Genomic DNA, 11,240 nt, shown 5'->3' with positions numbered 1-11,240 from the left:
CATGCCTACGCTCGAGATGATCAACGAGCGTTTTGCCCGTCATACCCGTTTGAGCCTGTTTAACCTGTTGCGCCGTACCGCTGATGTTGCGGTCGGTGGCATCCAGGTGATGAAGTACAGCGACTACGTCCATACCCTCTATGTTCCAACCAGTATAAACCTCGTACGTATCAAGCCTCTGCGCGGTACCGCTCTGTTTATCATGGATGCCAAGCTGGTGTTCAAACTGGTGGATAACTTCTTTGGGGGTGATGGCCGTCACGCCAAAATTGAGGGACGAGAGTTTACTCCGACTGAAACCCGTCTGGTGCATAAAGTTATCGCTCAGTTTTTTCATGACCTGCGTGATGCCTGGTCTCCAGTGATGGATATCGACTTTGAGTATGTTGGTCATGAAGTAAACCCGGCGATGGCAAACGTGATCAATCCCGGCGATGTGATTGTGATCAGCAGCTTCCAGGTGGATATGGATAACGGCAGCGGGGAATTTCACGTCGCAATGCCTTACTCCATGTTGGAGCCGATCCGCGATAAACTGGTAGCAGGCGTTCAAAACGCCGAGGATCACTCCGATGAGCGCTGGCAGATCGCTATGCAGCGAGACATCATGATGGCGCGACTGAACCTGCAGATTACTCTGGCAGAAAAGAAAATGACGCTGCGTGATGTACTGGAGCTTGAGGCTGGTGACGTGATTCCGGTGGAGATTCCGGAAAATCTGCGCCTGAAAGTGAATAAAGTACCCGTGTTCGAAGGTAAGCTGGGGGTATCGCGGGGTAACTTAGCGATTAAGCTTGCTGGACAAGTTAAAGAAGAACTGCGTCTGGATAAGTAACGGATAGTGGTTGGAGAGCGTGATTAAATGAGCGATGAGAACCAGGTAGACCAACAAGCGATGGCTGATGAGTGGGCGGCCGCGATGGGGGAGCAGTTGGCCTCTGAAGCGGATGACGGTGCTCCTGCGGCTGGCGAGTCGGTAGAGTTGGATGAGTTGCGAGATGAAGCGGTTCCGGTCGATGATCCCAAGCTGGATGTGATCCTGGATATTCCGGTGACCCTGTCCATGGAAGTGGGTGAAACCGATATCGCTATCCGCAACCTGCTGCAGCTCAATCAGGGCTCGGTTATCGAGCTTAACCGTGTGGCGGGTGAGCCGCTGGATGTAAAAGTCAACGGTACCCTGATCGCACACGGTGAGGTGGTTGTTGTGAACGATCGATACGGAATCCGTCTGACGGATGTCATCAGCCCGCAGGAGCGCATCAAGCGCCTGAAATAAGGTGGTTATGACCAGCCGTATCACGCTTTGGGTTGCCCTATTCGCCGGTTTTATGTCTCTGAATGCAGCGGCGGCCGCAGATGTGGTGGTTACTGTACCTGTCGCAGCGGTGTCCACCGCTGCTGACCCTATCTCTGATCCTTTCTCAACTGAAGCGGTGCTTCAGCTCGTCCTGGTTCTGTTTTTTATCATTGCGCTGATTCTTGCATTGGCGTGGTTTGCACGTCGGACCATGGGGGCTGCCCAGGGTGGGCAACACATGCGGGTGATTACCGGACTGCCATTGGGGGCGCGGGAGAAGGTAGTGCTGGTCGAAGTGGGTAAAGAGCAGATGTTGCTGGGTGTCGCGCCGGGGCGCGTAAACCTGATAACCCGTTTTGATGAGCCGGTGGTGGACAGCAGTCAGCAACCCAATAACGTGTTTGGGCAGCGTCTGGCGGAAGTCCTGCAAAGAGGAGCAGATAAGTGAGAATTCTGCTCACACTTCTGATGTTGCTGGGCTGGACTGTGCCGGCTTTTGCTGCCGACGTGGGAATCCCGGCGGTCAGTGTGACCACCGGTGAGGATGGGGCTGAAAACTACAGTGTAACGCTGCAGATCCTAATCCTGATGACCATGCTGACATTCCTGCCAGCGATGGTCATGATGATGACTTCCTTTACCCGCATTATCGTGGTGTTTGCGATTTTGCGTCAGGCGCTGGGCTTACAGCAGACGCCATCCAACCAGGTGATGGTAGGGCTGGCGATGTTTCTTAGCCTGTTCATTATGATGCCGGTGTTGGAGAAGGTGAATCAGCAGGCGGTTCAGCCCTATCTCGATGAACAGATTGGTGTAGTACAGGCGCTGGAAGCGGCTAGTGGTCCGTTTCGCGAGTTTATGCTGAAGCAAACCCGTGAAACCGATCTGGAAATGTTTATGAAGATCTCCAAAACGCCCAAGGTGAATGGTGCAGAGGAGATTCCGTTTACGGTATTGGTGCCGGCATTTGTGACCAGTGAGCTGAAAACGGCATTCCAGATCGGATTTATGCTGTTTATCCCGTTTCTGGTTATTGATATGGTGGTAGCCAGTGTCCTGATGGCGATGGGTATGATGATGTTGTCGCCAGTGATTATCTCGCTGCCGTTTAAAATCATGCTGTTTGTGCTGGCCGATGGCTGGGCCATGGTGGTGGGTACGCTCGCAGCCAGCTTCGGTATATAGAGGGCTTCGTTATGTCGACCGACGTGGTGCTCGATGTTTACGGTGAAGCGTTTATGCTCATCGTGATTCTGGTAGGTGTCATCATTACGCCCGGCCTGATTGTGGGTCTGATTATCTCCATGTTCCAGGCGGCCACCCAGATCAACGAACAGACGCTCTCCTTTCTACCGCGTCTGATTATCACGTTGCTGGTGATTATGGCGATGGGGCCCTGGATTGTCGGCAAGATCAAAGACCTTTTCTCCTTTCTGTTCCACAACATACCGTACCTCATAGGGTAATCTGGTGCTGGAGCTGGATCCTGCGCAGTTGGAACGGATGGTCTCCTCCTTCCTTTGGCCGTTCTTTCGTATCGCGTCGTTTTTTATGGCAATTCCGATGATCGGTTCGCAGATGGTACCGATCCGAATCCGCCTGGGATTGGCGCTGGCGGTGAGCGTATTACTGGTGCCGGTGGTACCGGAAATGCCGCTCTACGACGGTTTGTCTTTTGCCAATGTGAAGGTTATCGGGCAGCAGATCCTGATAGGCGCCGTGATGGGCTTTGTTGTTCACGTGCTGTTTCAGGTGTTCGCCCTGGGGGCGCAGATTACCGCGATGCAGATGGGTCTGGGTTTTGCGTCAACCTCCGATCCGGCCAACGGTGTGTCAGTGGTAATACTGGGGCAGTACTACCTGATGATCGTTATGATGCTGTTCCTGGCATCCAATGCGCATCTGATTATGATCGAAGTGATGGCTGAGAGTTTTACGTTGATACCGGTGGGTACCCCAATCGCGATGGATTCCTTTTGGAAGATGGCGCTCACGGGTAGCTGGATGTTCTCGGGGGCGATGATGATTGCATTGCCTGCCATAACGGCGCTGCTGGTCGTCAACTTTGCTTTTGGTGTGATGACCCGTGCTGCCCCGCAGCTGAATATCTTTGCGATCGGCTTTCCATTTACCATGCTGATGGGATTGCTGATCGTCTGGGTTTCGATGAGTGACTTGTTAGGCCACTACTACAATATGACCGAGTTCGCGCTGGAGTACCTGCGTGGCTTGATGGTGACGGAGTAACTGCGATGGCAGAAGAATCCGGTCAGGAAAAATCCGAAGAACCCACGGCGAAACGATTAAGTGACGCCCGTGAAAAGGGCGACGTTCCCCGATCGCGGGAATTGGTCACCATGGCGGTGTTGCTGGCCTCGTCTGCGGCGGCTTTGATGTTTGGTGGTGTGCTTGCCGAGCACATGATGAATGTCATCAAGTTCAGCTACGAATTGGAGCGGGAAGCGATCTTCGATGTGAATCAGATGGCCATCTTTCTGGGAGCGGCGCTGTTTGATTCATTTAACGGCTTGCTTGGTTTTTTTGCGTTGGTGATGCTTGCTGCGCTGGTGGGGCCGATCGCTCTGGGAGGCTGGAATTTCAGTGCCCAGGCATTTGCGCCTAAGGGGAGTCGCCTGAACCCGCTGTCGGGTATCAAGCGTATGTTTTCCATGAACGCACTGGTGGAGCTGTTGAAAGCCCTGGGCAAGTTCTCGGTTGTGGCTGCGGTGGCTATCGGGGTGCTCTGGAGTATTAAGTCCGACCTGCTGGCGTTGGGGCATGGCACCCCTCAAGCGGCTGCGTCTGATGCGGTTGAGATAGTGATCTGGGTTTTCCTGATGCTCAGTGCCAGCCTGATCATCATCGCTGCAATCGATGTGCCCTTTCAGATGTACTCCTACACCAAGAAGCTGAAGATGACGATGCAGGAGATCAAGGATGAGATGAAGAACACTGAGGGTAAGCCTGAGGTAAAAGGGCGTATCCGCCAATTGCAGCGTGAAATCGCCCAACGTCAAATGATGAAAGAAGTACCTGCTGCGGACGTGGTGATCACCAACCCGACCCACTATTCGGTTGCCCTGAAATACGATGCCGAGCGGGGTGGGGCGCCGTACGTGGTGGCGCTTGGCGCCGACTTTGTGGCCCTCAAAATTCGGGAAGTGGCAAACGAGTACGATATCCCGATCGTTGAGGCGCCACCGCTTGCGCGAGCGCTCTTCTACTCCTCGGAGATCAATGAGGAGATCCCCGCAGGCCTGTATACCGCCGTGGCTCAGGTTTTGGCCTACGTCTACCAGCTGCGCAATTACAAAATCTATCAGGCTCAGAAGCCTTATCCACCGTCAGAAAAAGATCTGGAAATTCCAGAGGAGTTCCGGCGCGACGAATAATCTGGCGTATTTTTTGCAAAGTTATTCACAGTGCCTGTGCAGATAGTCAAAATTTTGTCTTTATCGGATTGTAAGTATTGCTTTGTGTTAAAGTGCAGGGGCATGTGTTGTTTTTGGGTGTCATAAAATTGACGTTGGTAGGTTGAGTGGATAGAACGGAAATCCTGACAAATCTTCGCAGTCTCGGTCAGGGGAATCTGGGGGTTCCTTTCCTGCTGCTGGTCATCCTGGCAATGGTTACATTGCCGATGCCGCCGTTCCTGCTGGACGTGCTCTTTACATTTAATATCGCGCTGTCGATCGTGGTGCTGCTGGTCAGCGTGTATGCGATGCGACCGCTCGAGTTTGCGGTGTTCCCGAGTATTCTGCTGGTGGCGACGCTGATGCGACTGGCGCTGAACGTGGCATCCACCCGTGTGGTTTTGCTGTACGGTCACGAAGGTGGTGATGCTGCGGGTAAAGTGATCGAAGCCTTTGGTGCCGTGGTGATCGGCGGTAACTATGTTGTCGGTCTGGTGGTGTTCCTGATCCTGGTTATCATCAACTTCGTGGTGGTGACCAAAGGTGCCGGCCGTATATCTGAAGTAAGTGCTCGCTTTACCCTGGATGCTATGCCAGGTAAGCAGATGGCGATCGATGCGGACCTGAATGCCGGTTTAATCGATCAGGATACGGCGCGCTCCCGTCGAGAGGAAGTGACTCAGGAGGCGGACTTCTATGGTTCGATGGACGGTGCCTCGAAGTTTGTGCGTGGGGATGCGGTTGCGGGCATTCTGATCCTGGTGATCAATATCCTGGGTGGGTTGTCGATCGGTATCCTGCAACACGACCTGGAAGCGTCTGTTGCGGTTGAGTTTTATACGTTGCTGACCATAGGTGATGGTTTGGTGGCACAGATTCCATCGTTGCTGCTGTCAACCGCGGCAGCGATCATGGTAACCCGTCAGAATGCCTCCCACGATATGGGACGCCAGGTTGTTGGGCAGCTGTTTGCATCGCCGAAATCCCTGGCAGTAACGGCAACCATTCTGGGGATTATGGGTATCGTGCCGGGCATGCCGCATTTTGCATTCCTGTCGCTGGCGATCGCTGCCGGTGTCGGTGCGTGGTATATCCACAAGCATCAGCAGAAATTGGTGCAGGAAGAGATGCAGCGCGCCGAAGAGAGTCAGAAAACTGACATGGACGCTGTGGATGCCGAGGAAGAGCAGAAAGAGCTCGACTGGGATGACGTGATGCCTGTGGATATGGTTGGCCTGGAAGTAGGTTACCGCCTGATTCCGATGGTGGATAAGATGCAGGGTGGTCAGCTGTTGAGCCGTATCAAGGGGGTGCGTAAAAAGCTCTCGCAGGACTTGGGCTTCCTGGTGCCTTCGGTACATATCCGGGATAACCTGGACCTGTTGCCTGGCGCTTACCGGATCACGCTGATGGGAGTGGTGGTCGGTGAGGCTGAGATCTACCCGGACCGCGAGCTGGCAATTGACCCGGGGCAGGTATTTGGTCCGCTGCAGGGGATCGAGGTTAAGGATCCGGCCTTTGGCCTGGATGCGGTCTGGATTGAACAGACCCAGAAAGAACATGCCCAATCGCTGGGTTATACCGTGGTGGATGCATCCACCGTGGTGGCAACGCATCTGAACCAGCTGTTGCAGAACAATGCTCATGAACTGCTGGGGCATGAAGAGGTGCAGCAGCTGTTGGATATGTTGTCCAAGGGATCGCCTAAGTTGGTTGAGGAGCTGATTCCGGCTAAATTGTCGGTAAGCGTATTGCTGAAAGTACTGCAGAATCTGCTGATGGAGCAGGTTCCGCTGAAAGATTTCCGCACAATCGCCGAAACATTAGCAGATGCGACTGGCAGAACGCAGGACCCGGTGGCACTGACAGCGGCAGTACGCGTGTCCCTGGCGAAGCTGATTGTGCAAACGATCAACGGCGCAGAGCCGGAGTTGCCGGTGATTACGCTGGATTCCCAGCTTGAGCAGTTGCTGTTGTCATCGGTGCAGCAGCAGGGCGAAGAGGGTGGTCTGGTGCTTGAACCAGGTATGGCCGAGCGCCTGCAGGCCTCGCTGGCTGCCACGGCGGCGCAGCAAGAGATGAGCGGTCGTCCGTCGATCCTGTTGGTTGCGGCGCCAGTCCGGCCGCTGATGGCGAAGTTTGTTCGCTATGGAGATCACCATATTCATGTACTGTCGTATCAGGAGGTCCCGGAAAGTAAACGGGTGACCATTGTGGCGACGGTAGGAGGGCAGCAAGCTTAGGCTAAATATCTAAGTGCAGCTGTACGATAGGTGGGTTATGAAGGTTAAACGATTTTTTGCACCCGATATGCGTCAGGCGATGGCGCGGGTACGTGAGGAGATAGGTCCGGATGCGGTGATCGTGTCTAACCGTCGCGTCGCCGGTGGTGTGGAGGTCGTTGCCGCCCACGAACACGAATATGAAGCCGCGCAGGTTGAATTTAAGCGCGAGCGAGCGCGCAAGAAGCGACGTGACGAGCAGATCCGCCTGTTGACCGGTAAAGGCGGAGCGCCAGCCCCCAGCCATCTGGCTGAAGAGAAAGAGAGGGCGCGCGCACGAATCGCTGAAGCACAGCGGGACGATGAGGTGCCGCCCGCGATTACCGGAAATCGTAACCAGCAGATCGAAGCCGATGACGATCTGGAGTCCATTCTGGCGTCGCTGAAACAGCGTCAGCGAGCTCGGGCCCAGGTGCCACCGCAACAAACACCGCCACAAGCTGAACCTGAGTCTTCGTTTGCCGGATATGAGCCTGAGTATGCTCCCCGTCGTGAGTCGGCTGTTGCGCCGAGTCCGGCTCCGCAGCGTGGTGCGTTGCAGGAGATGCAGCAGGAGATTCATCAGCTGAAAGCGATGCTGCAGCAACAGTCACAGCTGTCTGCGCAGGTGGAGCAACCCGCATCACCGCTGGAGCGTAAGCTGAATGCGTTGGGTTTAAGTCCACGTTTGCAGAAGCACCTGATGGCGGGGGTTGAGCTGGGTACCGCGCCGGATAAAGCCTGGCAGAACGTATTGTCCCGCCTTGCCGAGTCGGTGCCGGTGATGGGGGAAGAGTTTACCGATCGGGGGGGGATGATTGCGTTTGTAGGCCCAACCGGTGTCGGGAAAACCACCACCATCGGTAAGCTGGCGGCCCGTTACGTATTGAAATACGGCAGCTCCAGTGTCGCACTGGTGACCACCGATACCTACCGTATTGCCGCTCATGAGCAGCTTAAAACCTTTGGCCGAATTCTGGATGTGCCGGTTCGGGTCGTGGATGACAGTAACAGTCTGGAACAGGTGTTGCAGTCGCTGCGCAATAAACGTCTGGTGCTGATCGATACCGCCGGTCTGAGTGATAAGGACCCCCACAGCCGGCAACAGCTGGAGATGCTGGAAAGTGTCACCGTGCGCATGAAAAAGCTGCTGGTTGTCTCCTGTTCCAGTCAGCGCCAGGTGATCGAAAAAGGGTATGAAGCCTATAAGGGGCTTGGGCTCAATGGCTGTGTGCTGAGTAAGATGGATGAATCCGGCAGTCTGGGGGAAGCCCTCTCTTTTGTGGTTGAGAAGAACCTGTCGGTTGCCTACGCCGCTGATGGACAGCGCATACCGGACGATATTGGTGTGGGGAATAAGCGTGACCTCGTGAGTCGGGCGGTGCTGACTGCCCAGGAGTCACAGTCTGAATCAACCCTGGGTGGACGAAACGATAATGTTACCCCTCTGTTTAATGCAGGCTGAGAGTTGAAGTTAGGATGAGTGAATATGAGTGCTAGGCCTGTAAAAGTTATCGCTGTAACAGGGGGGAAAGGTGGCGTTGGTAAAACCAATGTCTCTGTGAACCTCGCATTGGCACTCAGCAAGATGGAGCGCCGCGTTGTGCTGATGGATGCGGACCTCGGTCTGGCCAATGTGGATGTCATGATGGGGCTCAGTCCCAAGATGAATATCGCCGATGTGCTGGCCGGTCACTGCGGATTGCGCGATGTGTTGATTCCGGTCAACGATTATTTTGGCATAGTACCGGCATCATCCGGCACCCAGGAAATGACCACGCTGAGTGTGCATGAGCATGCCGAGCTGATACATGCCTTCAGTGAGTTTGCAGACGATATCGATGTTCTGGTGATTGATACGGCGGCGGGTATCTCTGAGTCGGTGGTGAGCTTTGTGCGTGCCGCTCAGGAAGTGTTGGTGGTGGTGTGTGATGAGCCAACCTCCATCACGGACGCGTATGCGCTGATCAAACTTTTGAACCGCGATTACCACACCACGCGCTTCCGTGTGCTGGCAAATATGGTAAGGTCGGAACAGGAAGGACGGAATATGTTTTCCAAGCTGCAAACCGTCACCGACAGGTTTCTCGAGGTAACGCTTCAATATGTGGGGGCAATACCTTATGATGAATCGGTGCGGAAAGCAGTTCAGCGGCAAGCTGCTGTTTTAGAAGCATTTCCGAAGAGTAAGGCAGCTCTTGCGTATCGTCAGTTGGCCGCAAAAGTGGATGCCTGGCCGGTGTTGAATACGCCACGTGGCCATCTTGAATTTTTTGTTGAGCGTCTGGTGCGCGGAAATTAGCCATTGAGTTAATGAAAGGGGTGGCATGTATAACCAGCTTCAATTCACGTCAAGTGAAGAGTTGATAAAGCAGTATGCACCGCTGGTTAAACGCATCGCGCATCACCTCATGGCTCGACTTCCCTCTACCGTCGTACTGGATGATCTGGTCCAGTCCGGCATGATCGGCTTGCTGGAAGCAGCCGCCAAATACGATCCCTCCAAAGGTGCAAGCTTCGAGACGTACGCGGGTATCCGAATCCGTGGGTCAATTATTGATGAAGTGCGCCGTGGCGATTGGACCCCAAGATCCGTTCACCGCAACGGTAGGCGGGTGTCTGAAGCCATTCAGCAGGTTGAAGCCCGAACCGGTCGTGATGCGTCCGATGCAGAAGTTGCTAAAGAAATGGGCGTATCGATCGATGAATATCATAGTTTGTTAAAAGATTCGGTTGATAGTCGTCTGTTCAGCCTGGATGAGCTGCTGAATCCGGACGATGACTATCCGGGCGAGCAGGTTGCAGCCGCCGGAGAGGGACCGAATACCCGGGTTGAAGAGCAGGCATTTGTCTCTGCTCTGGTAAAAGAGATCGATAATTTGCCCGAAAGGGAGAAACTTGTGCTCGCGCTCTACTATGATGAAGAGCTGAATCTCAAGGAGATAGGACAAGTACTGGGTGTTAGTGAATCTCGCGTAAGTCAGATTCACAGCCAGGCGGCGCTGCGTTTGCGGTCTCGTTTGGGTGAGTGGCGATAAAAAGCCGGGGCTACAATTTCTTGTTGACCAAGCACGTCTAAATTTGCAGTAATTGGCATTCGGCTCGAATGCGATGCAAGTATGTCATGGGAGAATGGTGTTGAAAAAAGACATCAAAATACTCGTTGTAGACGATTTCTCTACAATGAGGCGCATTATTAAAAACCTGTTGAAAGAGCTGGGTTTAACAAATGTTGTTGAGGCCGACGACGGTGCCACCGCGCTTCCGATACTGAAGCAGGGTGGAATCGAGTTCCTCATCACTGACTGGAACATGCCGAATATGACCGGCATCGACCTGCTCAAGCATGTCCGCTCTGACCCTAACCTAAGCAGCATCCCTGTTTTGATGGTAACTGCCGAAGCGAAGCGAGAGCAGATTATCGCGGCGGCACAGGCCGGCGTTAACGGGTACGTTGTTAAACCATTCACGGCCGTAACGCTGAAAGAGAAAATCGATAAGATTTTCGAACGTCTCGAAGGCTGATTTCACAAAGGTTGGTTATGGCCGGTGCAGAAACTCTCCACGGAATTGAACATTTCGAAAGCCTGCTGAAACAGAAGGCGGACAAATTGGTCGATGTGTTGCAGCAGGGAGATATTCCCGCCGCACTGGACCAGATCCAGGAGCTCTATGAGTTCCGCCATCAGATGTTCTATCAGGAAGTGGGTACCTTAACCCGCGGCCTACACGAGGCCCTGAAAGCATTTGGTAAAGACGTTCAGCATTCCATTCATCCCGAAGGCGAGCGTCTGGATCTCACTGACGCATCCGCAAGCCTTGATCACGTTGTCGGACTGACAGAAAAGAATGCTCATCAGACCCTTGATCGGGTTGATCGTGCTCTCTCTATTCTTGTTGAAATGGAAGAGGAAGGGCTGAGCGATAGTGCGCTGAAAAATGTCGTGAACCTGCGCTTCGAGTTGACCGAGATAATGGTGTCCCAGGAGTATCAGGATGTCGCCGGTCAGCTGATCCGTAAGGTGATGATGTTACTCAGTAATGTCGAGATGCACTTGGTGCAGCTGATGGACATGGCGGCAACGGTAGAGCGGCTGGGTGGTGCATCAAAGGTGGCGCAGACAACGTTGTCTGACGAAGAGGCTAAAGAAAAAGCAATCGCCGCCGAAGGACCTCAGATCAGAGCTAAAGATTCCCCCGATGTTGTGACTGAACAGGATGACGTCGACGAACTACTGTCCAGTCTCGGGTTTTAATTAGGAGCGC

General features: G+C 53.8%; 13 protein-coding genes. All 13 read left to right on the top strand.

Annotated features, from left to right (window positions below):
- The coding region (gene fliM / locus ACEQ15_RS06560; protein ID WP_370278285.1) for a flagellar motor switch protein FliM at positions 1-835 on the top strand (835 nt) is incomplete at its 5' end.
- A gap of 27 nt (positions 836-862) precedes the next feature.
- Positions 863-1,279, top strand: coding sequence for a flagellar motor switch protein FliN (gene fliN / locus ACEQ15_RS06555; protein ID WP_370278284.1), 417 nt, complete (start codon positions 863-865; stop codon positions 1,277-1,279).
- 7 nt (positions 1,280-1,286) lie between these two features.
- Positions 1,287-1,748, top strand: coding sequence for a flagellar biosynthetic protein FliO (fliO, locus tag ACEQ15_RS06550; RefSeq protein WP_370278283.1), 462 nt, complete (start codon positions 1,287-1,289; stop codon positions 1,746-1,748).
- A gap of 20 nt (positions 1,749-1,768) precedes the next feature.
- Positions 1,769-2,485 (top strand): flagellar type III secretion system pore protein FliP, encoded by a 717-nt coding sequence (gene fliP / locus ACEQ15_RS06545; RefSeq protein WP_370278288.1) that lies wholly within the window; start codon positions 1,769-1,771, stop codon positions 2,483-2,485.
- Positions 2,486-2,496: 11 nt separating this feature from the next.
- On the top strand, positions 2,497-2,766 hold the full coding sequence (fliQ, locus tag ACEQ15_RS06540; RefSeq protein ID WP_370278282.1) for a flagellar biosynthesis protein FliQ: 270 nt from the start codon (positions 2,497-2,499) through the stop codon (positions 2,764-2,766).
- Between the two features lie 4 nt (positions 2,767-2,770).
- Entirely contained in the window at positions 2,771-3,547 is a 777-nt protein-coding gene (gene fliR, locus ACEQ15_RS06535) for a flagellar biosynthetic protein FliR (protein ID WP_370278281.1), read from the top strand.
- 5 nt (positions 3,548-3,552) lie between these two features.
- Complete coding sequence (gene flhB, locus ACEQ15_RS06530) at positions 3,553-4,692, top strand: flagellar biosynthesis protein FlhB (RefSeq protein ID WP_370278280.1); 1,140 nt, start codon at positions 3,553-3,555, stop codon at positions 4,690-4,692.
- A gap of 146 nt (positions 4,693-4,838) precedes the next feature.
- Complete coding sequence (gene flhA, locus ACEQ15_RS06525; RefSeq protein WP_370278279.1) at positions 4,839-6,956, top strand: flagellar biosynthesis protein FlhA; 2,118 nt, start codon at positions 4,839-4,841, stop codon at positions 6,954-6,956.
- 37 nt (positions 6,957-6,993) lie between these two features.
- Positions 6,994-8,439 (top strand): flagellar biosynthesis protein FlhF, encoded by a 1,446-nt coding sequence (gene flhF, locus ACEQ15_RS06520; RefSeq protein ID WP_370278278.1) that lies wholly within the window; start codon positions 6,994-6,996, stop codon positions 8,437-8,439.
- Between the two features lie 24 nt (positions 8,440-8,463).
- A complete protein-coding gene (locus ACEQ15_RS06515; protein ID WP_370278277.1) occupies positions 8,464-9,276 on the top strand; it encodes a MinD/ParA family protein in 813 nt (270 codons plus the stop codon).
- Positions 9,277-9,301: 25 nt separating this feature from the next.
- A complete protein-coding gene (locus tag ACEQ15_RS06510) occupies positions 9,302-10,012 on the top strand; it encodes an RNA polymerase sigma factor FliA (RefSeq protein ID WP_370278276.1) in 711 nt (236 codons plus the stop codon).
- 112 nt (positions 10,013-10,124) lie between these two features.
- Positions 10,125-10,499: a chemotaxis response regulator CheY gene (gene cheY, locus ACEQ15_RS06505; protein ID WP_370278287.1), complete on the top strand. Its 375-nt coding sequence runs from the start codon at positions 10,125-10,127 to the stop codon at positions 10,497-10,499.
- A 17-nt stretch (positions 10,500-10,516) separates the two neighbouring features.
- Positions 10,517-11,230: a protein phosphatase CheZ gene (locus tag ACEQ15_RS06500; protein ID WP_370278275.1), complete on the top strand. Its 714-nt coding sequence runs from the start codon at positions 10,517-10,519 to the stop codon at positions 11,228-11,230.
- Positions 11,231-11,240 lie beyond the last annotated feature (10 nt).

Source organism: Pontibacterium sp., from assembly GCF_964228735.1.
Lineage (GTDB): Bacteria > Pseudomonadota > Gammaproteobacteria > Pseudomonadales > Balneatricaceae > Pontibacterium.
Note: the sequence above shows the minus strand (reverse complement) of the source record. Positions and strands in the feature narration are given on the sequence as shown.